This window comes from Alphaproteobacteria bacterium LSUCC0719 (assembly GCA_040839025.1).
In the GTDB taxonomy this organism is placed as follows: Bacteria; Pseudomonadota; Alphaproteobacteria; order Puniceispirillales; family Puniceispirillaceae; genus UBA8309.
Window position 1 is genome coordinate 140,883 of record JBFPJN010000002.1, and the last position, 21,899, is coordinate 162,781.

General features: G+C 59.6%; 24 protein-coding genes. 8 read left to right on the forward strand and 16 right to left on the reverse strand.

Features of this window, described 5'->3' with window-relative positions; all coding sequences use genetic code 11:
- Positions 1–96: 96 nt before the first annotated feature.
- Together AB3X55_05370 and AB3X55_05375 are read right to left on the reverse strand one after the other, a co-directional pair.
- The gene (locus AB3X55_05370; GenBank protein ID MEX0503008.1) at positions 97–495 is read right to left on the reverse strand and encodes a DUF2306 domain-containing protein; all 399 of its coding nucleotides are present in this window, start codon (positions 493–495) and stop codon (positions 97–99) included.
- Between the two features lie 33 nt (positions 496–528).
- The gene (locus tag AB3X55_05375) at positions 529–654 is read right to left on the reverse strand and encodes a hypothetical protein (protein MEX0503009.1); all 126 of its coding nucleotides are present in this window, start codon (positions 652–654) and stop codon (positions 529–531) included.
- Between the two features lie 10 nt (positions 655–664).
- Between AB3X55_05375 and AB3X55_05380 the strand changes: the two genes are divergently transcribed.
- Both AB3X55_05380 and AB3X55_05385 read left to right on the forward strand, forming a co-directional pair.
- Positions 665–1,468, forward strand: a complete 804-nt coding sequence (locus AB3X55_05380; GenBank protein ID MEX0503010.1) for a cyclopropane-fatty-acyl-phospholipid synthase family protein — start codon at positions 665–667, stop codon at positions 1,466–1,468.
- Positions 1,465–2,421, forward strand: coding sequence for a ketopantoate reductase family protein (locus tag AB3X55_05385; GenBank protein ID MEX0503011.1), 957 nt, complete (start codon positions 1,465–1,467; stop codon positions 2,419–2,421). The genes AB3X55_05380 and AB3X55_05385 overlap by 4 nt, the downstream gene beginning before the upstream one ends.
- Here the strand turns inward: AB3X55_05385 and AB3X55_05390 are convergent.
- From AB3X55_05390 to AB3X55_05410, 5 genes are all read right to left on the reverse strand, one after another.
- A complete protein-coding gene (locus tag AB3X55_05390; protein ID MEX0503012.1) occupies positions 2,418–3,668 on the reverse strand; it encodes an NAD(P)/FAD-dependent oxidoreductase in 1,251 nt (416 codons plus the stop codon). The two genes, AB3X55_05385 and AB3X55_05390, sit on opposite strands and share 4 nt — an antisense overlap.
- 38 nt (positions 3,669–3,706) lie before the next feature.
- Positions 3,707–4,723, reverse strand: a complete 1,017-nt coding sequence (locus AB3X55_05395; GenBank protein MEX0503013.1) for an MBL fold metallo-hydrolase — start codon at positions 4,721–4,723, stop codon at positions 3,707–3,709.
- Positions 4,724–4,832: 109 nt separating this feature from the next.
- On the reverse strand, positions 4,833–6,191 hold the full coding sequence (locus tag AB3X55_05400; GenBank protein ID MEX0503014.1) for a hypothetical protein: 1,359 nt from the start codon (positions 6,189–6,191) through the stop codon (positions 4,833–4,835).
- Positions 6,192–6,356: 165 nt separating this feature from the next.
- On the reverse strand, positions 6,357–6,713 hold the full coding sequence (locus AB3X55_05405) for a VOC family protein (GenBank protein ID MEX0503015.1): 357 nt from the start codon (positions 6,711–6,713) through the stop codon (positions 6,357–6,359).
- A 467-nt stretch (positions 6,714–7,180) separates the two neighbouring features.
- Positions 7,181–8,095 (reverse strand): LysR family transcriptional regulator, encoded by a 915-nt coding sequence (locus AB3X55_05410; protein ID MEX0503016.1) that lies wholly within the window; start codon positions 8,093–8,095, stop codon positions 7,181–7,183.
- A gap of 177 nt (positions 8,096–8,272) precedes the next feature.
- On the opposite strand from AB3X55_05410, the gene AB3X55_05415 reads away from it, so the two are divergent.
- The 3 genes from AB3X55_05415 (at position 8,273) to ung (ending at position 11,116) form a co-directional block, all read left to right on the forward strand.
- Complete coding sequence (locus AB3X55_05415; GenBank protein ID MEX0503017.1) at positions 8,273–8,914, forward strand: FMN-dependent NADH-azoreductase; 642 nt, start codon at positions 8,273–8,275, stop codon at positions 8,912–8,914.
- A gap of 195 nt (positions 8,915–9,109) precedes the next feature.
- Positions 9,110–10,393 carry an aspartate aminotransferase family protein gene (locus tag AB3X55_05420; protein ID MEX0503018.1) on the forward strand — a complete coding sequence of 428 codons (1,284 nt, stop codon included), beginning with the start codon at positions 9,110–9,112 and terminating at the stop codon, positions 10,391–10,393.
- A 21-nt stretch (positions 10,394–10,414) separates the two neighbouring features.
- Positions 10,415–11,116, forward strand: coding sequence for a uracil-DNA glycosylase (gene ung / locus AB3X55_05425; GenBank protein ID MEX0503019.1), 702 nt, complete (start codon positions 10,415–10,417; stop codon positions 11,114–11,116).
- On the opposite strand, the gene AB3X55_05430 is transcribed toward ung, so the two are convergent.
- Positions 11,117–11,611: a hypothetical protein gene (locus AB3X55_05430; protein ID MEX0503020.1), complete on the reverse strand. Its 495-nt coding sequence runs from the start codon at positions 11,609–11,611 to the stop codon at positions 11,117–11,119.
- A 133-nt stretch (positions 11,612–11,744) separates the two neighbouring features.
- Between AB3X55_05430 and AB3X55_05435 the strand changes: the two genes are divergently transcribed.
- Positions 11,745–12,494 (forward strand): SDR family NAD(P)-dependent oxidoreductase, encoded by a 750-nt coding sequence (locus tag AB3X55_05435; GenBank protein ID MEX0503021.1) that lies wholly within the window; start codon positions 11,745–11,747, stop codon positions 12,492–12,494.
- Here AB3X55_05435 and AB3X55_05440 read toward each other — a convergent pair.
- The 8 genes from AB3X55_05440 to AB3X55_05475 all read right to left on the reverse strand — a co-directional run bounded on the left by AB3X55_05440 (position 12,481) and on the right by AB3X55_05475 (position 19,856).
- Positions 12,481–13,056: an inner membrane-spanning protein YciB gene (locus tag AB3X55_05440; GenBank protein ID MEX0503022.1), complete on the reverse strand. Its 576-nt coding sequence runs from the start codon at positions 13,054–13,056 to the stop codon at positions 12,481–12,483. The two genes, AB3X55_05435 and AB3X55_05440, sit on opposite strands and share 14 nt — an antisense overlap.
- Positions 13,057–13,099: 43 nt before the next feature.
- Entirely contained in the window at positions 13,100–13,630 is a 531-nt protein-coding gene (locus AB3X55_05445; GenBank protein ID MEX0503023.1) for a chalcone isomerase family protein, read from the reverse strand.
- 32 nt (positions 13,631–13,662) lie between these two features.
- A complete protein-coding gene (locus AB3X55_05450) occupies positions 13,663–14,295 on the reverse strand; it encodes a DUF3833 domain-containing protein (GenBank protein ID MEX0503024.1) in 633 nt (210 codons plus the stop codon).
- Complete coding sequence (locus tag AB3X55_05455) at positions 14,292–15,842, reverse strand: cryptochrome/photolyase family protein (GenBank protein MEX0503025.1); 1,551 nt, start codon at positions 15,840–15,842, stop codon at positions 14,292–14,294. The genes AB3X55_05450 and AB3X55_05455 overlap by 4 nt, the downstream gene beginning before the upstream one ends.
- Complete coding sequence (locus tag AB3X55_05460) at positions 15,842–17,266, reverse strand: deoxyribodipyrimidine photo-lyase (protein MEX0503026.1); 1,425 nt, start codon at positions 17,264–17,266, stop codon at positions 15,842–15,844. Before AB3X55_05460 ends, AB3X55_05455 begins: the two co-directional genes overlap by 1 nt.
- 165 nt (positions 17,267–17,431) lie before the next feature.
- Positions 17,432–18,241 (reverse strand): CmcJ/NvfI family oxidoreductase, encoded by an 810-nt coding sequence (locus AB3X55_05465; GenBank protein ID MEX0503027.1) that lies wholly within the window; start codon positions 18,239–18,241, stop codon positions 17,432–17,434.
- Between the two features lie 82 nt (positions 18,242–18,323).
- The gene (locus tag AB3X55_05470; protein ID MEX0503028.1) at positions 18,324–19,067 is read right to left on the reverse strand and encodes an amino acid ABC transporter permease; all 744 of its coding nucleotides are present in this window, start codon (positions 19,065–19,067) and stop codon (positions 18,324–18,326) included.
- A 9-nt stretch (positions 19,068–19,076) separates the two neighbouring features.
- Complete coding sequence (locus tag AB3X55_05475) at positions 19,077–19,856, reverse strand: amino acid ABC transporter ATP-binding protein (GenBank protein ID MEX0503029.1); 780 nt, start codon at positions 19,854–19,856, stop codon at positions 19,077–19,079.
- Positions 19,857–20,107: 251 nt separating this feature from the next.
- Between AB3X55_05475 and AB3X55_05480 the strand changes: the two genes are divergently transcribed.
- Positions 20,108–20,683, forward strand: a complete 576-nt coding sequence (locus AB3X55_05480; protein ID MEX0503030.1) for a carboxymuconolactone decarboxylase family protein — start codon at positions 20,108–20,110, stop codon at positions 20,681–20,683.
- 19 nt (positions 20,684–20,702) lie between these two features.
- Positions 20,703–21,893: a hypothetical protein gene (locus tag AB3X55_05485; GenBank protein ID MEX0503031.1), complete on the forward strand. Its 1,191-nt coding sequence runs from the start codon at positions 20,703–20,705 to the stop codon at positions 21,891–21,893.
- Positions 21,894–21,899: the final 6 nt, after the last annotated feature.

The window sequence follows — 21,899 nt, forward strand, 5'->3', positions numbered from 1 at the left end:
CCCGGGTTTGTACCTACAGACCCGACAACACGGGTTCACAGCCGGATCATACCTTTCAGCCAGCCCAAGTCAAAGCGTCGACATGCCGGCTGGCGGCTAGACTCCGAACAACAGCTCGTGCATCACCCGTCCTGGCCAGAAGGTGAAAAATCCTGTCAGCACCAGCGCCAGCCAGAACAGCAGAACCATCACCCGGCGATGTCCCTTTATATCGCGACGCCGCGCCCGTGATATGGCGATCCACAGGCTGGCAAGCGTCAACAGCGACAGCAGATGGATCGGGCTGAATCGCCCGAACATTCTGATTTCATGGATGAACAATCCCGATATCGCCACGCTGGCCATCAACACCACCCACAGATAGCCAAGCCGGCGATGGGTCCAGCCACCCTTCGGTCGCCACAGCTGCACTGCCCCCAGTGCCGTCGCGGCAAAGGCCGCCAGCGCATGAAAGGGAATCGGCACCGCGGCCTCGATCAATGGAGCTGGGTTCATCCTGCGAACCTTTCAGACATGGCGTTTCAGCGGTCAGGATAGGATGTGCTTACGATTTGCGGCAAGGCTGCTATCCTGCTGCGATGTTTGTTCCGCCACCCCTTCAATCACCGGATCGTCAATCACCGGATCGCCAATCACCGGATCGCCAATCGCCACAGGACCTGCCGTGACCACACCAGACGCTGTCGAAACCTATTATCGCGAACAGGGGCTTGCCGAGCGGATCTTTACCGCGCTGGCCAGGGAAGGCCGGGACATCACAAGTCTGACGCCCGAGATTCTGGCCCCCCATGATGAATTCCATGTTGGCGGGATGGCGGCAACGCAGCGGATTGCGGCGCGGCTTCGCCTTGCACCATCAAGCCGATTGCTGGATATCGGTTGCGGTGCCGGCGGACCGTCGCGGGCTGTTGCGGCGACGTATGGATGCCATGTCACGGGGATTGATCTCACCGGCGATTTCATCGCCGCCGGCGACAGGTTGAGCGCGGCCTGCGGGATGCGATCGCAAGTGACACTTCATCAGGCAAGCGCCCTTGACCTGCCGTTTGATCAGGAAAGCTTTGATCGCGCGATGATGCTTCATGTCGGCATGAACATCGCTGACAAACACACCCTGATGACCGAGGCGGCACGGGTTCTCACGGCCGATGGGCTGTTCTGCGTCTATGATGTGATGCGTGTTGGCGAGGGCGAGATCACCTTTCCGCTTCCCTGGGCATCAGACGCATCGGTCAGCGCCGTGGCAGCGCCCGACGCCTATATCGACGCCGCCACCGGCGCCGGGCTTGATCTGCTGGAGCGCCATGACGCCACACAGGCCGCAAGGGCGTTCATCGACCATGTACTGGCAACCAAACCGGCGCCGGCGCCGGATATGCCGACTGACAGATTTCGCAATCTGGCAGCGCATATCGAAGCCGGTCTGCTGGCACCAACCGAGCTTGTTTTCAGAAAGGTGGACAGATGACGAAACAGGTGCAGTTAAAAAGGATCGCCATTATCGGCACCGGCGCCATGGGATCGATCTATGCCGTGATGATGGCCGAGGCCGGCCATGACGTCTGGGCGATAGACAGCTGGAAAGACCATGTCGAGTCCATCAACGCAAACGGGCTGCGACTTGAAGGAATCAGCGGTGATCGCCGTGTGAGCACGATCACTGCCGCGACAGACCTGGCCGTGGCCGGGGCGTGCGATCTGTATGTGATCGCCACAAAGGCCGACGGCGTCGGCGATGCGGCGCGTGCAGTGGCCAGTGTGATGCGTTCGGATTCGCTGGTTCTGACCATCCAGAACGGGCTTGGTGCCGCTGAAAGGATTGCCGCCCATATGCCGACCGACAATGTTCTGCTTGGCGTCGCCGACGGGTTTGGTGCCTCGATTCGCGGTCCCGGCCATGCTCACCACAACGCCATGCGGATGATCCGGCTTGGCGAGATCGATGGTGGCGTGACCGACCGCCTTGGCAATCTTGAAGCGCTCTGGCAGGAGGCCGGTTTCACCGCCCGCGCCTTTGCCGACATCACGCAGCTGATCTGGGAAAAATTTGTCTGCAACGTGACCCTGAGCGCGCCCTGCACCGCATTTGACTGCAATGTCGGAACCTTGATGGCCAATCCCGAAGCCTGGGCGGTGGCGCTGGAGTGCGCGCGCGAGGCCTATCAGTGCGGACATGCCGAGGGGGTGAATTTCTCGTTCGACGACATCGACCGCTATGTGAGCGAGTTTGCCTCGCTGATGCCTGATGCCAGCCCGTCCCTGCGGCTGGATCATCTTGCCAGGCGCGCCTCGGAAATTGACGCCATCAATGGAATGGTGCCGGTGATCGGGGCGCGGCATGGGATTGCCACCCCCGTCAACGAGACACTGAGCGCCATCGTGCGGGCGCGCGAAGCGGCCTTTATCAGCCAGTCGAACTAGATGGAAAACCGCTCGGCGCGGAACGGCGTGGTATCAAGCGGCGGCGGCATACCGGCCACCATCGCGGCAATCGCAAGCGCCGATCCCGGCGCCATCGACAGGCCGACATGCTGGTGCCCGAAATTGAACCATAGGCCGCGATGCCGGGGGGCCGGTCCAATCACCGGCAGCGAGTCCACCATTGTCGGGCGTCGGCCCATCCAGGGTTCGCTGTCGATTTCGTCCTTCATCTCATGGGCCTCGCGGGCCAACAACACGGATTTTCTGATCTGAGTATAGTCGGGCGGCGCATCACGGGCGGTCAGTTCAACACCGCTGGTGATCCGCACCCCCTGCTGCATCGGTACGATGGCAAAGCCGCCATCGACATCATTCACCGCGCGGTTCAGCTGGGGACCGTCGGCGGGCGCAAGATGAAGATGATATCCCCGCTCCCATCCCAGCGGCAGATCATAGCCAAGCCAGCCGGCAATCTCGGCCGTCCAGGCACCGGCGGCAAGCACCACCCCGTCACCTTCGAGTGTCGTGGTATCGGCACCGGCAAGCGTTATCCGCCATCCATCGGCCTGCTGGTCAAGCCCGGTGACGCTGCCCTGGACGACCGTACCACCGGCGGCAGCGAACAGCGCCAGATAGGCATCGGTCAGGGCCGCCGGGTTGGACACACCACAAGTGTCATCGAACAGCACCGCCTTTTCATAGATCGGTTTCAGACCGGGTTCGATCTGGCGAAGCTGGTCCCTGTCAAAGACGGTGTAACGCACGCCAACCTTGTCATAGAGTGCCAGTTCCGAGGCATAGGCGGCGAATGAGGATTCGCTTCGAAAGACCTTCATCCAACCGCCATGACGGAGCAATGTCTGCACCCCGGCCTCGGCAATCCATTCCTTGTGCTGGGTCAGCGAGAGAACCTGCAGCTGCCGCAGCGCATAGGCGGCGGCGCGCCAGTGGCGCGGCGTGCAATGGGCAAGAAATCGCAGCATCCAGCCAAGCCGTTTGAGGACGAAAAGCGGCGAATAGCGAAGGCCGTTGGAACGGCCAAGCAACAGTTTGGGAAGCGCCTTCAGGAGGCCCGGGCTGTTCAACACCGCCACCGAGGATTCCGACAACACCCCGGCATTGCCGTAGGAGGTCTCGCGTCCCGGCATACCGCGGTCGATCAGGGTGACATCATGACCGGCGCGTTGCAGCGCAAGTGCGTTGCAGACGCCGACAATGCCGCCTCCGACAACCAGAATGCTTTGCATGTTCCCTTCCGCCATATGCTGTCCCGGTCCGGTTGGCGTCAGACCCGTGCGACGTTACCGCCAGCCTCGGTCCAGGCGACGAAGCCACCCGGAATGTGGGCACAACCCCCCACCCCGTCATGGTGCGCGATCTCGACCGCCATCGTCGAGCGTTCGCCAACCGCGCAATAGAAGACAACCTGTTTGTCACCAGCCTGTTTCAGCATCCCAAGATGCTGGTCAAGGCGGCTGTAGGGGGCATGGACCGACCCCGGGATCACGCCTGACTTCACACGTTCGGCCTCTTCACGAAGGTCGACAAGCAACATCCCTTCGGCATTTTCCATGATGATGGATTCCGGCGTCACGGTCGCCACCGCGCGCTGGCGGTCAATATTGATCCCCATGCGGATATTTTCCGGCACCGCGACATCCATCATCTTTGGATTGGGCAGATTCAGATTGGCCATCAGCTCTATATAGGCGTTGCGGGAATCAACCTGGAGCCGCGGGTTGAAGGCTTTCTCCTCGCCAATGCTGGACACCATGTCGCCCTTGTAGTCATGTGCCGGATAGACAAGCGTGCTGTCGGGCAGCGTCAGCAGATTGCCGAACAGCGAATCATATTGATCGCCGGCATCGCCATTCTGGAAATCCGTGCGACCGGTTCCCCTGATCAACAGCGTATCGCCGGTGAACACCCGGTCATCCATCCTGAAACAATAGCTGTCATCGGTATGGCCGGGCGTGTGCATCGCCGTCATTGACAGCCCTTCAATGGTCACGGTCTCGCCATCGGACACGCGCATCGACACGACATCGACAGGTGATTGCTCGCCCATTACGGTGACGCAGTTCGTGCGGTCACGAAGCGCGCCCATGGCGGTGATATGATCGGCATGAACATGCGTATCCACGACCTTGACGAGTTTGAGATCAAGTTCCTCAAGAAGCGTCAGATAGCGGTCGGTTTTCTCGAACACCGGATCGAGAAGCAGCGCCTCTCCACCAACGCGACTTGCCAGAAGATAGGTGTAGGTCGAAGACACCGAATCAAACAACTGCCGAAAAATCATGAATAGCTCCTCCTGTCTCGTCTGAAATTGCAGAATTTTGGCCGCCAAGGCAACAGGGCAAAGTGACAGCGTCGCACCCATGCGCACGGGGCCGACCGGCATCACCGGTTCAGCTATGTCCCATCATGAAATTGCACGCCACCAGCATCGCACCCCCCAGCAATGCGTAGAGAAACCCGCTGAGCATGTTGTCGCCCAGAACAAGCTGGCGTGTCGGCACCCGGTACAGGCCGCCACATGTCAGCACCGACAGCGAGGCAACGGAACTCATCGTACCGGCACCCCAGCCAATCAGATGCGCCTGCATCAGAAGCGCCGGATGCACATCGGCCCCGCCACCGCTGAAGGTGGCAAGCAGCGCGGTGCTGGTGATCACGGGATGGATGCCGATTATGGACAGCACCATCATCGCCACCGGGGTTGTCATCAACGCCACCCAGCCGGGGATCTGTCCGGCATGGATGCCGGAAACGATACCGGCCAGGCTGTCATTCTGCGTCGCAAAGAAGGCAACCAGCATCGCCGCCGTGATGACCACCAGATCATCCGCCGTGCTGTGCATGGACTGGCGCGTCTCGGCAAGGATCACCGCCGCCTTGTCACGATGCCGAAACAGCTGCAGCAGCACCAGAAGCGGCATCACCACCACCACCGCCGACAATGCCGTCAGGCCGAAGACAAGCGCCACCAGCAGCACTGACAGCAGCGTAATGGCCAGGCGCCAGGCAACCGGGCGTAGACAGGCAAGCGACAATCGCAGTCGTTCCATCGAAAAATCCGGATTGAGCCCGACAAGGGTGGCGCAGCTGAACAGCAAGGCTGACAGCATCCCGATGGCAATGGCGATCCAGGCATAGACGGGCGCAACGAAATTCTGGCCGATGGCAAACGCCACAAAGAAGGGCGACCAGGCAGAGGACGACACCATGCCGCGAATCACTGCCTCGGCGGCGGCGCGGCGGCGCGGCATGTCGGCATTCGCCGGCAGGGCGGCCGACAGCAACGCAAAGGCACCGGTGTTGATGATTCCCCCAAACACATGTGCCGCCAGCTGCTGGCCACCGGACGCCGCCCCGTCAGGCAGCGCGACAAGGCGGCGCTGGGTGGCATGAACAGACGGCATGGTCATCGCCGTTGCCCTGACCAGCGCCATCGTCGGCAACAGCGCGGCGAAAATCAGCACCCGCTGTCCACCCGCCAGAATGTCGCCGGGGCCGGGCATTTCATCAAGAAGAAGCCAGGTCACCGCCGCCAGAACCGCCAGAATCACCAGACTGTCCCAGCGCAGCCGCGCCACCGTCAACAGGATGAACAGCCCAAAGGCAAGCGCACCCGTGCTGGCAATCAGGCCGTCAGGTTGCGCCGTCAGAATGGCACCAACAGCCGCCACCCATGCAATGGTGAGACAGACAAGCCTGATCCGGCGATGCACAAAACTTAGAAATGTCAGGTTGGATCTTGCGATCATTTAGGTATCCGAGATGCAGATACCCAACTATCACAGGTTTGACAGCGCGGCCAAGAGATGAATGCGCTGCCCGCATCACCGGTGGGTCGAAAATATTGGACCTTAAATATGCGGCCTAAAATACACGACCCAAAATATGGAGCAGGGGTCAGCGCGCTTGCTCGGTCAGCGATCAGACCAGACGGCGAATTCATTTCCCGCCGGTTCGGTGAAATGGAAGCGGCGGCCACCGGGAAAGGAAAAAACAGGTTTGATGATGGTCGCGCCATGCTGCCTGACCAGCCGTTCCGTCGCGGTGAGATCGGCACTGTAGAAGACGATCAGCATGGCCCCTGTTTCGGTACGGCTTTTCAGGTCGGCGGGATAGATCCCCCCATCAAGGCCGGCCCCATGAAAAGCCAGATAGGGCCCATAGGATTCGAACTGCCAGCCAAAGGCGGCGGCAAAAAAGGCCTGTGTTGCCGCGATATCCGCCGAGGCGAATTCGACATAGTCAATTTTGTGATGGACCGGTTCAGGCATGTCCGGGTCGCCCTGCGTGGTGAGTGGTCCACATGATCAATGGTCTGCTGTCAGTTGTGCGTGTCAGTCATGCTTCTGCGTTTCAGTGATGTTCAGGTCCGGCGTCGCACGCGCGCCAACACACCATCAGTCTTGCAGCCATTCTTGCAGGCGGCATTGGCGCCGCCAAATCACAATTTCGACATGAGGCCCCGAAATTCTGTCCGCCCGAATCAGTCAGTCATAAAAAAAAGAGGCGCTTTCGCGCCTCTTTTAGTGTGCCCCAACTGAAGGATGAGTTGGAGCTTTGTGTGGGTGCCATCACACAAAGGCCTTGAGGTCGCGGCGTCATCGCCGCTTCAAATCTGGTAAAAGCGTAGCGGCTGCCCGAATCACTATAAAGGGCTGGCTTGGGAAAAGATTTTTCCACAGCCCTCAACAATGACAACGCCATTGCCAGCGAAACCGCCCGCAGATTGTCAGCCTGGCTAGGCGTGAATTTTGTTCCAGTAGGGGTCCATGCCATAGCGGGTCGACATGAAGTCGACAAAGGCCCGCGTGCGCTTCGGCAGAATGGTTGTCTTTGGATAGACGGCATAGACGTCATATTCGGCCCATTCATAATCGGCCAGCACCGGCTTCAGAAGACCGTTATTGATGGCGTCGTAATGCAGAAAGTTCGGCAGACAGGTGACACCAAGCCCGGCAATGGCTGCCTCGCGCAGAACATCACCATTATTGGCCGAAAGCTTTGGCGTGACACGCAGCACGCCGGGCTTGCCGTCAGGCCCCCGGTACCGCCAGTCATTTGGCGTCTTGTCATTGGAATAGACCAGCGCCGGTATCGATTCCAGATCTTCAGGCTTGGTGATTGGTTGATATTGCGACAGAAAATCCGGCGAGGCACAGGGTATGTTGCGCACAGTCGAGATCTTCTTGGCGATCAGGCTCGAATCCGACAGCACCCCGATCCGGATGGCCAGATCAAACCCCTCGGCAACCAGATCCACACGCTTGTCGGACAGATCCATGTCGATTCTGACATCGGGATGCGCGTGCATGAATTGCGAGATCGCCGATGACATATGCGACACACCGAATGAAAGTGGCGTGCTTATTCTCAGAATGCCGCCAAGGCCACCACCGGAATTGAGAACCTCCTGTTGCGCGGCCTCCAGTTCGTCGAGTACCGCTTTACATCTTTCATAGAATCCCTGACCCACCTCATTGAGGTACATCCGACGGGTTGTTCTTTGGATAAGAGGTGCGCCCAGCCTGATTTCCAGGTCTTTCAGGCGACGGCTGACGGCGGACACAGCGATCCCTAGCCTCTCGGCAGCCTGAGTGAGGCTTCCGGTTTCGACCACCATGACGAATGCTCGGATTTCCTCAATTTGGCTCATAATGTCGCAGCCTACATTATTATTCTGAAAATTAGAATTATATTTTTAATGTAGAGCATCTTTTTACTTGGCTCGGCAATAATTAGCTTAAATCTGGCCGGCTGGGCACTTATCCCGCCTTTGGCAGCTTTCTCTTCCAGTTGACGACACAGGAAAAATGGGCGAAACGCAATCATCATGAATGGATCCAACCGCACAATCCTGAGGATCGACGCCAGTATGCGTCGGCAGAAATCGGTCAGCCGGATGCTGGCCGACGAGATGGTTGCTGCGCTAGGTGCGCGCAAATCGTCCGTCAATGTGATCACCCGGGACCTTGCGGCCGGCATCGGCATCGTCAATGCAGCATGGATTGAGGCCGAGCGGACATCAGAAGAAAACCGGACGTCCGATCAGCGCGCCCTTCTCACCCAGTCGGATGCCCTTGTCGCCGAACTTCAGGCTGCCGATGACATTGTCATCGCCACACCAATCTACAATTTCAGCGTGCCTGCCGCGCTGAAGGCATGGATCGACCTGATCTGCCGTGACAAGATCACCTTCACCTATGAAAACGACACACCGCGCGGCCTGCTTTCAAACAAGCGGGCAACCGTGATCGTGACATCCGGCGGCACGCTTGCCGGCAAGGACATCGATTTCACCACCAGCTATATCCGGCATATCCTGGGCTTCATCGGTGTCGATGATGTGACGATGATTGATGTTACTGGCCTGTCGAAGAACCGGAATGACGTGATCAACGACGCGCGCAAGGAAATCAGCACGGTCAGCGCCAGACAGCTGGCCGATGCCCGCAACCTGTCGGTTGCCGAATAGTTCCTTTACCAGACTTCTGTGATATAATTTCCGGGTCGGCAGGATACTTGCCTTTGCCTGTGTGAAACCACATTCTGCGAGTCCCGTCACCGGGCTGCACGTGGCGGTGAAGACCGCGCCGTGCCGTACCATCATGCCGGACCAGGCCGCCCATGACCCGTCGGGGGACGGCCAGCCGGCACAGGACAGGAGACGATGATGACCACCAGCACCCCTATGGACGATCTTGCCGCCCGCGCCCGCGCTGTTCTGCCAGCAGGTGGCTTTGGCAATTTTGACGCAGACATCTTCATCCGCGAGGGGCACGGGTCTCGCGTCATCGACGAGAATGGACGCGAATTTATCGACTATCTGATCAGCTCGGGCCCGATGATCCTTGGCCACGGCCATAGGGAAGTGAATGATGCCATTCGCGACCAGCTTGACCGTGGCATGACCTTTTTCGCCAACAACAGCGCCGGGCTTGAACTGGCCGAGGAAATCTGTCGCGCTGTCGCCTGTGCCGAGCAACTTCGTTATGTCAGCACCGGTGGTGAGGCCGACATGTATGCCATGCGGCTGGCCCGCGCCCATACAGGGCGGCCGAAAATCCTGAAATTCGAGGGGGGATATCATGGCATGTCAGCCGAGGCGCTGATGAGTCTTGCCCCGACAAGGCTGCAGAATTTTCCGAGTCCTGTTCCCGACTCCGCCGGCATCCCCGACGCGGTCGGGGATGGCATTCTTGTCGCCCCGTTCAATGACGCGGATTTTGCAACCTCTCTGATCAATGAACATGCCGACGAGATTGCCGGCGTCATTGTCGAGCCTTTGCAGCGTCTGATCCCGCCGGCGCCCGGCTTTCTGGAAGCCCTTCGCGAGGTGACGTCACAGCATGGTATCGTGCTGATTTTCGACGAGGTGGTGACAGGGTTCCGCCTTGCTTATGGCGGCGCACAGCAAGCCTATGGCGTAACCCCCGATCTGTGTACGCTTGGCAAGATTATCGGTGGCGGGTTGCCGCTGGCGGCGATCGCCGGACGCGAGGCGATCATGCGCCATTTCGACAAGGACGCTGTTGGCAGCGATGGATTCACCTTCCAGATCGGAACATTGAGCGGCAATCCCCTTGCCGCGGTTGCCGGGTTGAAAACGCTGGAGATCCTGAGGCGTGACAACAGCTATGAAACGCTTTACGCCACCGGCGAGAGGTTGATGGCGGCACTGTCGGACCCGCTTGCCGCAAAGGGGATTGCACACCAGATTGTCGGTGCGCCGGTTCTGTTCGACGTGATCTTCACCGCCACACCGGTGCGCAATTACCGCGACATGCAAACAGGTGATGCCAGGCTTGCCGCCATTTTCAACAATGCCGTCCGCGATCGCGGCATTCTGAAGCCGGGAGCAAAGCTGTATCCGCATCTGGCCCTGAGCGAGGCTGACCTTCAGGAAACAGAAGCTGCCTTTGCCTATGCCGCCGATCAGGTTGCCGCCGCCTAGATGGCGGGCTAGACTGGTGCGATGTCGCAGAATACCCCGGCACCGCCTGATAATGTGCGGATCGAGGCAAGCTGGGGTGCCAGGCTTGCCAGCCAGTTTGCCGCGCCGCATATGGCGGCGCTGAGCGGCTTTCTGCGGACCGAAAAGGCAGCCGGCAAACGCATCTACCCGCCGGGAGGCCAGATTTTCCGCGCGTTCGAGCTGACACCCTTCGACAAGGTCAAGATCGTGATCCTCGGTCAGGATCCCTATCACGGGCCTGGACAGGCACATGGGCTGAGCTTTTCCGTGGCAAGGGGGGTACCGCCGCCGCCATCGCTGCGGAACATCTATCGCGAGCTTGAGAGCGATCTGGGCATTGCACATCCGGGACACGGCAATCTTGAAAGCTGGGCACGCCAGGGCGTACTGCTTCTCAACAGCTGTCTGACCGTCGAGGACGGCCGTGCCGGATCACATCAGGGAAAAGGCTGGGAGCCTTTTACCGATGCGGTGATTGCGGCACTGAACCGCGAGCGCGCGCATCTTGTCTTCATTCTCTGGGGCCGCAAGGCGCAGGACAAGGGTGCGGTCATCGACCGGGAGCGTCATCTGGTGCTGACAAGCGTTCATCCCTCGCCGCTGTCGGCCTCGAACGGGTTTTTCGGCAGCCGGCCCTTTTCGGCGGCAAATGCCTGGCTCGAATCCCACGGTGTGACACCGGTGGACTGGACCCCGGCGTGATCAGCTGCCCTGTCCGGCGGGACGAGGCGTCGACACCGCCACAGTCATCCAGCAATTGTCGTATTCACCGCCCTGGACAAGCTCGACCGACCAGCTGAAATACAGCACCTGACCAGAGACCGTTTCCATGAAAACGTCGAAATTCGCACGGCTGCCATCACCGGGAACCGGCACGATACGATGGCTGGCATGGTTCAGCATCTGTCCATAGGCAGGACCCTTGAGCATGCTGGCGAAACGCGGCAATGGGCCGGTCATCGCGCGGTTGCGCGGATGCGCGAAATTCCAGGTCTGCGCAATGCCGAAATCCGGGACCGGATTGTCGTTGAACTGCAGCGCCTTCATCTGGATGGCGACAACCTCTTCTGGTGCGATCGACGGGTCGGGGACAACAAGGTCGGCGGCCCGGGCCGCAAGGCCGGGACCAAACAGGCTGGATATCATCAGCCCGGCAAACACAGCCATAACCGGCAGGATGGATTTGATCTTCATCATGGCAGACTCCCTACTTGTCCCCCTGCATGTATGTCTTGTGTAGATGGGGCCTTGCACCCACATCTGCAATCACGGCGGCGCAGGCCGGATTGTGACATCGCGTCACGCCATGATGATTGCAGGAGGAAGCTTGATGAATGTCCTGATCCAGGGTGGTGGACGCGGAATCGGTATGGCGCTGGCGGAGCGGGCGCTGGCAGAAGGGGCGCTGGCAACAGGCGTGGCACGGCTGATCATAACGGCGCGCGACCCCTCGACCTCGGCAGCATATGCGGCACTGGCCTCGGATGATCGTGTCAGCTTCCTGCCGCTCGATGTGACGGACGATGCCAGCATCACCACGGCCGCGGCGGCCATTGCAGATATGGTTCCACATCTGGATCGCGTGATCTGTACCGCCGGCATCCTGCAGCAGGGGGACATCAGACCGGAAAAACGGATTGCCGATATAAGACAGGACAATCTGCTTCACCTCTATCGGGTGAATGCGCTGGGGCCGGTGCTTCTGGCGCGGGAATTATGGCCACTTCTGAAGGGTGATCACAGGCTGCATTACGCCGCCATTTCGGCACGTGTCGGGTCGATCTCGGACAACCGGCTTGGTGGCTGGTACGCCTATCGGGCCAGCAAGGCGGCGCTGAACCAACTGATGCGGACCCTGTCTGTCGAACTGGCGCGGGCCAACCCGAATGCCTGTGTGGCGACCTTGCATCCCGGGACCGTCGATACCGCGCTGTCACAGCCCTTTCAGGGGAATGTGCCGGCTGACAAGCTGTTCACGGCAACCCATTCCGCGAGGTGCCTGTGGCAGGTTCTGGACAGGCTTGGCCCGCAGGATACGGGTCTGCTTCACGCCTATGATGGCAGCGTCATTCCCTATTGACGGTGTCACCGGTCCGGTTGCCATCCGATGCCGGAAGGCGACCGCGAAGCGTCAACGGAAGCTGGGCAAGCATGAACAGCGCGCTTGCCGGCGCCGCGATGAAAGTCTTGTAGACCACCCATTCGGCTTCGTCGAAGCCGCGCCAGATGACCTCGTTGGCGACCGCCAGAACCAGAAAGAAACATCCCCAGCGCAGACTCAGCAATCGCCATGTATCCTCGGTCAGCGAGAACTGACCGGCAAAGAACAGCCGCATCATCGCGCGGCCACGCAGAATGCCGCCAAGAAGCACCGCCGCAAACATGCCGTTGAAGATCGTCGGCTGGATCTTGATGAAAACGCCATCACCAAGCGCCCAGGCAGCGGCGGTGAAGGCCGCCGACATGACCAGCGAGAACAGCGGAAAGGCCGCAACCCGCCCTTCACGCAGCCACGCCACCGCCATCACCAGCCCGCCAATACCGACCGACAATGCCGCCGCCGCGATCAGGCCCAGATATTGATAGCCGACGAAAAATGCCAGCAATGGCAGAATTTCAACAAAGAAGGCGCCAAGCTTCATGGGGTGACAGCCCGCAGGGCACCGGACATGGCGGCACGCATGATCATTTCGCCTTTCCCAGCAATGCCGATTGAAAATCGGCATCGCGGACATCTGGCCCAAGCCAGATATCCATCAGGGCGCGGGTGAAGTCGCGATCGTCGATTTCAGCAATGACCCTGCCCCCGGTGGCAAGCACCAGCCTGCCATCGCCGGTATTGATGAAATCGGCCGACGAGCCCTTTGGCATATCGATGAAAGCCCTGTCCATCAAGGGCTGCCAGCTTTCAATCACGGCATCGCTTGCCGCGCGCTGGCGTTTCATTTCCTTGACGGTCTGGCTGATGATCCGGTCTTTCTTGCCGTTGATCAGATATGTCAGCCGCAAGGCATAGGGCGCGTTCCGGTCATACCGGCCCTTGGGGGCAAAAAGCTGTGCATCGTAGATCTTGAAGAACAACACCTGAAAGCGCGCCTGTCCGACAAGCCCGGCATCAGGAACATAGTCACGCATCAGCTCGGCGCGCGCCATATGCGGGATGGCGACAAACGCCAGCAAGGCCAGCAGGACATGGCGTCGTGGCAGCATGGTCATTCGGTGGCACCTCCCGGCTCGAGAGTCCTTTCCTATTGCGGCCAGCTTTCAAGATCAAGTGGCCCGACAGCCGATGCCGCACGACCCCGCAGAAATACGATTGTCACCGACCCGATCTCGACACCGAACTTGCTGATGAACGCACGGTTGATGGCAACATCCTCGTCCTGCCTGTAGATCCAGTCATCGAAATGCACCTCGACCGACCGCCCCGACATTTCCAGCACCACGTCATATTCCCAGTTCAGCGCATTGCCGGCAATCCGACCACTTGCGGTACCGCTCACATCGGCGGCGCTGCCCTCATAGCGCATATTGCCATCAGCATCGACGCCGCTGCGGCGGATCACCCAGGTACGATCAGCGCGTTCCCCGTCATCATACAGAAAATCCTCGACCAGGGTCAGCGTGTCACCCTCGACAGTGCCGGTCATATTCACCCGGAACTGGCGGCGCAGATTGCCAAACCTGTCCTCGAAGATGCCATAGGCAACACTGTCACCGGCAAAGAATGAGGCAAGATCCAGCGGCGGCTGGCGATCGGCAAGTGTGGCCACATCCTTGCGCGTACAGGCTGACAGCCCGGCAAGAAGGCCGGTCGCCACCAGTATGGTAACCATCATGCCGGCCAGGCGGCGGGCAAGGGACGGTGAAGATCTGGTCATGTCGATTTCCTTTCTTCGATCTGATCGAGTGCGGCAAGGAAACGCGCCGCATCACCACGGATGTCCGCGACCCGCTCGTCCGCCATGCGATCAAGTGATTTATACATCATCCCGAGCCGCGCATTCCCGCCGAGACTATCACGGTTGCGGATCAGGAAATCCCAATAGAGATAGTTGAAGGGGCACGCCCCCTCGCCTGTTTTGCTTGCCACCTTGTACCGGCAGCTGGCGCAGTAATTGGACATGCGATTGATATAGGCGCCGCCGCCGGCGTAGGGCTTGCTGGCCAGATAACCGCCATCGGCGAACAGCACCATCCCCGACACATTCGGCAGCTCGACCCATTCATAGGCATCGGCATAAACGACAAGGTACCACTCATTGACCTGCTGCGGGGCCAGACCCGCCAGCAGCGCGAAATTGCCGAGGACCATCAGCCGCTGGATGTGGTGGGCATAGGCATAGCGCCGGGTCTGGTCGATCGACTGCGCCATGCAGTTCATGTCGGTATCGCCGGTCCAGTAGAAATCGGGCAAGCGCCGGTCTGCCGCCAGGAAATTCATCTCGGCATAGTCCGGCATTTTCAACCAGTAGATGCCACGCACAAATTCACGCCAGCCGAGAATCTGCCGGATGAACCCCTCAACAGCGTTCAGGGGCGCATGTCCCGTGGCCCAGGCCGCTTCGGCGGCCCGAATGGCCTCGACCGGCAGAATCAGCCCGGCATTCAGATAAAAGCCGATATGGCTGTGATACATCCACGGTTCATCCTCGATCATCGCGTCCTGATAGGTGCCGAACAGCGGCAGCCTTTCCGCAACGAAATGGTCAAGTACTTCCAGCGCCTGATCGCGTGTCACCGCAAAACCGAAATCCGCCAGATCGCCGAAATGCGACCCGCAGCGGCTCTCTACCAGCGCCAATACCTCGTCGGTGATCGAATCTGGTTTGAACAATCGCGGTCCCGGCACCCTCAGCGACAGATCCGGCGGCTCGCGATTGTCGGCGTCATAGTTCCATTTGCCCCCGACAGGATAACCACCCTCCATCAGAATGTCGTGATGGCGGCGCATCTCGCGATAGAAGAAATCCATCCGAAGCTGTTTGCGTCCGTCCGCCCAGTCGGCAAAGAAACCCGGCGGGCACAGGAACCTGTCATCGCTGCGAATCTCGACAGCGATGACAAGATCCTCCTGCCAGTTTTTCATCGCGGCCAGCAGCCTGTATTCCCCCGGTTCGGTGACGATCAGCCTGTCCGGCGCATGACGTGCCACCGCGCGCGAGATTTCACCGCCGATGCTGCCGCTGTTCGCCGGATCATCCAGCCTTGTATATGCAACCGTGACACCCTCGGCACGAAGCGCCTCGGCAAAATGGCGCATGGCGGAAAACAGAAACGCGATCTTGCGCTTGTGATGGCGGACATAGGTGACCTCTTCCATCACCTCGGCCATCAGGACAACATCCTGCGACAGGTCGAGATCGGCAAGACCTGCAAGCCCCCGGCTCAACTGATCCCCCAGGACAAGTCGCAATGCGCCTGCCATCAGCCGGACCCCTGACGCAGCGCGCTGAAAGCTGCAAGCGCCGCCTCGCGCGACTCCTTGAGATCGACAACGGGTCGTGGATAGGTTTCACCAAGCCGCACGCCGGCCTCTGCAAGAACGGCCTGCGGCGCTGTCCAGGGCGCGTATAGATATTTTTTCGGAAGCCTTGCAAGTTCGGGCAGAAACCGGCGCGTATAATCGCCGTCAGGGTCGAATTTCTCGCCCTGTGTCACCGGATTGAAAACCCGGAAATAGGGGGCCGCATCGGCCCCGCAGCCGGCAATCCACTGCCATGAAGCGCTGTTGCTCGCATGATCCGCATCAACAAGACAATCCCAGAACCAGGCCTCGCCATGATGCCAGTGAAGGCGCAGATTCTTGACAAGGAAGGAGCCTGTGACCATCCGCATGCGGTTGTGCATATAGCCTGTCTGCCACAATTCACGCATCGCCGCGTCGACGAACGGAATGCCGGTGCGGCCCTTCTGCCAGGCCCGCAGCAGACCCGCATCGTCGCGCCAGTCAAACCCGTCAAATTTTGTTTGCAGGTTGCGCCGTTTCAGATCCGGATTGAAATAGAGCAGGGAATGCGAAAATTCACGCCAGCCAAGTTCCGAACAGAAATTGTCGACATCGCTTTCCGGCAGGTCGGGGCGGTCGCGCGCCGCATGCCAGATCTGATTGACCGAAATCTCGCCCCAATGAATATGCGGTGACAGGCGTGATACGTTCGGCGCCGCCGGCAGGTTGCGGCCATCCTTGTATCCGGCAAGTCCATGATCAAGGAATGCCGCCAGACGGTCGCGGGCACCGACTTCGCCAATCTGCCAGTGCGGCGTGAGCATGTCCCCCCAGTCCCTCGCAGGAAGCAGGTCCAGCGCGGCAATGTCACTGTCCGGCGCGGTGTCGGTTACGGTGATGTCGGGCACAGCCAGGGGCACCCGTGGCGGCGGTGCGGCAAGACAGCCACGCCGGTAGAAGGGGGTAAAGACCTTGAACGGTGTGCCGTCACCCTTCTTGACCTCCCACGGCTCCCACAGCAGCGCGCCATTATGGCTTTCAGCCTCGATCCCGGCATCACCAAGCGCCGTCTTCAGTGCGGTATCACGTTCGATCAACCAGGATTCATAGCTGCGGTTCCAGAATACCGCGCTGGCACCTGTTTTACGGGCCAGCGCCGGGATCAGCGTCAGCGCGTCACCAGCCGCCACATGGAGCGTGCCACCAAGCGAGTCCTTGAGAGCGGTGAGAGAGTGATGCAGCCACCAGCGGCTGGCGGCACCCATCCTGTCATCACCCGCATTCACGTCGTCAAGGATATAGACAGGCAGCACCTCGCCCCGCGCCGCCGCAGCGCACAGCCCGGGATTGTCCGCCAGACGAAGGTCCTGACGAAACCAGAAGATGGACAGCGGGCGCGACATTCAGCATCCTTTCCACCACGCAAGACGCGGCGTGTCAGTGCAAACGGCTCCCCCTCCTTTGCAGATATTCATTGTCCGGATCGCAACATCCGACCGGTCTTAGATCGCGTTGCCGGGGCCAGCTTTCAAGGCCTGAACGGCGCAAAGCGTGATAATTCGGATCGCTCAGAAAAATACGAAACAGCGTGTCTCGATACTCTGCCGCGGGGCGGCATCGGGCGGTGCTGCCGGATCGGTAAACGCGGTATGAATGGTAAATCGGTTCCGCCCGTCAGTGGCCGAATCATAGGTCTTGATCAGCACCGCCTCATCCATCTCCATATCCGGGAAATAGACCCATTCATGCGCCGGGTTGAACCGCGCCATCTGGATCTGCCCGACACGGTCCTTTGCCTGGCGCGTGACCTCGACAAGATCGCCTGTGGCAAGCGTCCGGCTATCACAGAACGCCAGCGGGCTGGTTTCGACACGGCCACCAATCGACCGCCAGACATTGATGATTGCGAACCGGCCGGCAAGCAATGTTTCGGCCTCATCCGGCAGAACATCGCGAAGCCGGCGTTCCGCCGACCAGGGGGTATAGTCATTATGGATCACGGATGACGGCTCGCGCATGACCTGCCGGCGGCGGATCGCGTCACTGGCGGCGCGGCGCGTGTGATCAAAAATCTCGACCCGGCGCGCGCCCGTGATCTCTGCAACAAGCTGTTTTGCCTCGGCATCATAGATTGTCGCCAGCGCGGCATCATCGTGAAAATCCGTCATCTCGCTGACATGAGGCACCAGCATGAAACCGGCCGTGTCCAGATCGAACCGCTGTCCCCTGCCATTGTGGATTGCCACCTCACGCATGTCATATTGGCCATCGTGGCTGGCGGTGTCGCCGCCAGCCTGCGAGGCGTGATAGACGGCATCCCCATCATCCTCCATTGCCAGATATTGCAATGTGGCGCGGATCGGCTGCGAATGTGCCATTATCGGGCCCTCCCTGATCGGTGATGTCAGGTGCTGGCAACAATCATCACAAACAAAATATCAGAAACAAAAGAGCAGGATGTCAGCGGCGATCAGCCATGCCCATACGCGTTTCGAGCCACCTGACTCCTCCCGAAACAACAAGGATAAGCACAAGATATTCGATCACAAGAACGGTATAGATTTCAAGCGGCCGGTATTCAGTGACGACAAGTTCATTCGCCCGCCGGGTCAGTTCTTCCATACCGATCACCGATACCAGCGACGACATCTTCAGCATGTAGACAAGCTGGTTTCCGAGCGCCGGCAGGATCCGCTTGATGGCCTGCGGCAGGATCACGAACCGCATCTTGTCGACATAGGACAATGAAATCGAATGCGCCGCTTCATGCTGGCCACGGTCAATCGACTGGATTCCGGCACGAAAAATTTCCGCCTGGAAGGCACTGTCGGAAATCGCCAGCGCCAGCACCCCGGCCCAGAAAACGGAAATCGAAATGTCAGCAACCTGCGGCAGACCATAATAGACCCACAGGATCAGCACCAGGATCGGCACCGCGCGCACGAGTTCGACATAGACCCGATTGATCACTCGTGGCGGGCGCTGGCGGGCGAGACCCGGCAACGCGACAAGAAGGCCAACCAGTACCGAAATGGCAATCGCCGTCACCGACAGCGCGATGGTGTAGTACAGCCCGTCGAGGAGAAACATCAGGTTGCGCTGTCCGGCCGGGGTGGTCGGATTGACCACATACCATCCCCAATTTCCCGAACAGCCGGCAAGCGCAAACACAGACAGCAACGGCCAGAGTGACAAAATCCGCATGATGCGCCTCTAATTTCGCAAAATCTGCTGCAGGAACAGCTTGCAGCGGTCGCTTTCGGGATCCGAGAAAAAACGCTCTGGCGGCGCCATCTCGACAATCCGCCCATGATCCATGAACACCATCTTGTCGGCGACATGGCTGGCAAAACCCATTTCATGCGTGACAACAATCATCGTCATGCCAGTGGCGGCAAGTTCGCTGATGACATCCAGCACCTCGGCAATCATTTCGGGATCGAGTGCCGAGGTCGGCTCGTCAAACAGCATGATCCGCGGCTCCATACACAGCGCCCGCGCGATGGCCACACGTTGCTGCTGGCCACCTGAAAGCTGGTCGGGAAATTTCTGGATCTGTTCGGGAATGCGGACCCGCTCGAGATAATATTCGGCAAGTTCACGCGCCGCCGCCGGTGCCAGACCACGCGCCCGGATCGGGCCAAGGGTCAGGTTGTCGAGAATGGAAAGATGCGGAAACAGGTTAAATTGCTGAAATACCATGCCAACATTGTTGCGCAGAACAGCGCGCGCGGCGGCGCTGTCATCAACCGCAATACCATCGATCCTGATCTCGCCCCCATCATGCTGTTCCAGCCTGTTGATACAGCGGATCAGCGTCGATTTGCCAGACCCGGACGGGCCGCAGATCACAACCTTCTCGCTGGTGCCAATATCCAGGCTGACCCTGTCAAGAGCCTGAAAAGTGCCAAAAAACTTGCTGACATCCTGCATGCGGATGAGAGCCGCACCCGCCGTCTCGTCATTTTGTTCTGCTCGTTGAGTCTCGCCCATGACACCGTCCTGACATTCACCGGCCCATCAGACCAGACAGCGGAGCGTGACGCAACCTGACGAATCAACTTCTTCATCTCTCATTTGTCGGGCGGTGGCGAGGCCAGCCGAAAACAGACCTTAAGTCATCGCAATATTTACATATTCTAAATTATGAAAATGCAATTGACGAAGACCTTTCCCAGGCTCACCATGCAGCTGCACATTTTGAATGTTGCCAGTAATACACAGTGCCTGTTCTGGGGGGATGAATGGCAGCGTGGATTAGCATGATCAGCGATGCCGATGCAGGTCCTGAACTGCGGGACGCGCTGAACCTCGCCAGAACACCGCATGGAACCGTCGACAATGTCATGCGGGTGCATTCATTGCGCCCGAACACCATGAACGGCCATGTCGTGCTGTACCGCGCGGCGCTCCATGACGATGCCAATACCCTGCCGACATGGCTGCAGGAAACCATCAGCTCCTACGTTTCGGTGCTGAATGACTGCGCCTACTCATTCGCCAATCACTGGAAGAACGCGGCGCATCTGATCGGTGATGCTGCACGCGCCAGCCGGATTGAAGCCGCCATCCGGTCCCGCCAGCCGGAAACCGTGTTCGACGGTGCCGAGCTGGCGCTGATGCGCTATGCGGAAAAACTGACTCTCTCGCCTGGCGCGATGGAAGAGGCGGATGTGGCCGCCCTGCGCGAAGCCGGGCTTGATGACGGTGCCATTCTCGAGGCCAATCAGATCATCTGTTACTTCAATTACGTGAACAGAAGCATCAACGGCCTTGGCGTGACAACACAAGGAGACGTCATCGGATATTATGCCGACTGACCGTGCGTAGGGTGGGGAAATGAACAACCAGATACCGGGATTTGTGGCGGCTGACGCCACCGGGCTTCAGGATCTGGACCTTGCGCGGAGCGCCGGGGCGGCAAATCTGATCGATAACTGCATCGGCAATGTCGAGGGCATGACCGTCCTTCTCGTCTGCGAGGATCCGCGTCATGGCTGGTATGACAATGCCGCGCCCGACCGCGTTCACCGTGAATTGGCGGCACGGGGTGCCACGGTTAGACGGATGACTGTCGACCTGCCGGAGAATCATCCCAATGCCGAGGTCCAGGCGGCGATGAATGATGTCGACCGGGTGGTGTTCTTTTCGCGGCTTGGCGACCAGGGCCGGTTCAACTGGCATTACACCGGGCCGCGTTGCGTGATGAGCTACGCGCTGAACGAAACCATGCTTGAGGGCGGTTTTGGATCGCTCGACCATCAATCGATGTGCCAGATAAAGGCCGCAGTCGACATGGTGACCCTGTCGGCCAGCCATATTCGCGTTACCTGTCCATTGGGGACCAATTTCGAAGGCAGCCCCAGCGCCACTGTCAAGACAGGCAGCGAGGTGGTCATCGAACGGTTCCCGATGGGAATTCCCCAGCCGGTTCTGGCAGCCGGGTTCCAGGGCCGGGCGGTGCTGTCCCATTATCTGACGCCGACCGGATCAAAGGTCTATGCGCCGGCATATCTGCCGCTTCGCGAACCTGTGGTTGCACATTTCGAAGCCAACCGGATCATCGGATTTTCCGGTGCGGCCGACATCGTGGCCGAAGTCGAGGCGCATTATGACCGGGTGGCGGGTGAATTCGACCTTGATGGATATAATGTTGATTCCTGGCATGCCGGCATTCATCCGCTGATGGCCTATGACCAGCCGGCAGCCGCAGACCCGCTTCGCTGGTCAGGGTCGGCGTTCCAGCATCCACGCCTGCTGCATTTCCACACCTGTGGCAGCGGGCCGCCAGGCGAGATCAGCTGGATGATTCTTGATCCGACGATCGAGATCGACGGTATCGCTCTATGGGAAAACGGGCGTCTATATCCCGAACGGTTCGAAGCGATGCGGCAGATTCTTGATCGGGATCCGGCGCTGGCAGCCGCGTTCCAGATGCCGGCCGGCGCAGTCGGGGTTGAACCTGTTTCGGCGCTCGCAGATACCGCACTGACAGGCCCCCCACCGGCAGGTTCGGCGCTGGCATCATAAGAGGCA

Excerpts from the sequence above, each read along its gene's own strand:
- AB3X55_05370 (MEX0503008.1), bottom strand. The coding sequence starts at position 495 with ATGAACCCAGCTCCATTGATCGAGGCCGCGGTGCCGATTCCCTTTCAT.
- AB3X55_05385 (MEX0503011.1), top strand. The coding sequence starts at position 1,465 with ATGACGAAACAGGTGCAGTTAAAAAGGATCGCCATTATCGGCACCGGC.
- AB3X55_05390 (MEX0503012.1), bottom strand. The coding sequence starts at position 3,668 with ATGCAAAGCATTCTGGTTGTCGGAGGCGGCATTGTCGGCGTCTGCAAC.
- AB3X55_05395 (MEX0503013.1), bottom strand. The coding sequence starts at position 4,723 with ATGATTTTTCGGCAGTTGTTTGATTCGGTGTCTTCGACCTACACCTAT.
- AB3X55_05400 (MEX0503014.1), bottom strand. The coding sequence starts at position 6,191 with ATGATCGCAAGATCCAACCTGACATTTCTAAGTTTTGTGCATCGCCGG.
- AB3X55_05405 (MEX0503015.1), bottom strand. The coding sequence starts at position 6,713 with ATGCCTGAACCGGTCCATCACAAAATTGACTATGTCGAATTCGCCTCG.
- AB3X55_05410 (MEX0503016.1), bottom strand. The coding sequence starts at position 8,095 with ATGAGCCAAATTGAGGAAATCCGAGCATTCGTCATGGTGGTCGAAACC.
- AB3X55_05415 (MEX0503017.1), top strand. The coding sequence starts at position 8,273 with ATGAATGGATCCAACCGCACAATCCTGAGGATCGACGCCAGTATGCGT.
- AB3X55_05420 (MEX0503018.1), top strand. The coding sequence starts at position 9,110 with ATGATGACCACCAGCACCCCTATGGACGATCTTGCCGCCCGCGCCCGC.
- ung (MEX0503019.1), top strand. The coding sequence starts at position 10,415 with ATGTCGCAGAATACCCCGGCACCGCCTGATAATGTGCGGATCGAGGCA.
- AB3X55_05430 (MEX0503020.1), bottom strand. The coding sequence starts at position 11,611 with ATGATGAAGATCAAATCCATCCTGCCGGTTATGGCTGTGTTTGCCGGG.
- AB3X55_05435 (MEX0503021.1), top strand. The coding sequence starts at position 11,745 with ATGAATGTCCTGATCCAGGGTGGTGGACGCGGAATCGGTATGGCGCTG.
- AB3X55_05440 (MEX0503022.1), bottom strand. The coding sequence starts at position 13,056 with ATGAAGCTTGGCGCCTTCTTTGTTGAAATTCTGCCATTGCTGGCATTT.
- AB3X55_05445 (MEX0503023.1), bottom strand. The coding sequence starts at position 13,630 with ATGACCATGCTGCCACGACGCCATGTCCTGCTGGCCTTGCTGGCGTTT.
- AB3X55_05450 (MEX0503024.1), bottom strand. The coding sequence starts at position 14,295 with ATGACCAGATCTTCACCGTCCCTTGCCCGCCGCCTGGCCGGCATGATG.
- AB3X55_05455 (MEX0503025.1), bottom strand. The coding sequence starts at position 15,842 with ATGGCAGGCGCATTGCGACTTGTCCTGGGGGATCAGTTGAGCCGGGGG.
- AB3X55_05460 (MEX0503026.1), bottom strand. The coding sequence starts at position 17,266 with ATGTCGCGCCCGCTGTCCATCTTCTGGTTTCGTCAGGACCTTCGTCTG.
- AB3X55_05465 (MEX0503027.1), bottom strand. The coding sequence starts at position 18,241 with ATGGCACATTCGCAGCCGATCCGCGCCACATTGCAATATCTGGCAATG.
- AB3X55_05470 (MEX0503028.1), bottom strand. The coding sequence starts at position 19,067 with ATGCGGATTTTGTCACTCTGGCCGTTGCTGTCTGTGTTTGCGCTTGCC.
- AB3X55_05475 (MEX0503029.1), bottom strand. The coding sequence starts at position 19,856 with ATGGGCGAGACTCAACGAGCAGAACAAAATGACGAGACGGCGGGTGCG.
- AB3X55_05480 (MEX0503030.1), top strand. The coding sequence starts at position 20,108 with ATGGCAGCGTGGATTAGCATGATCAGCGATGCCGATGCAGGTCCTGAA.
- AB3X55_05485 (MEX0503031.1), top strand. The coding sequence starts at position 20,703 with ATGAACAACCAGATACCGGGATTTGTGGCGGCTGACGCCACCGGGCTT.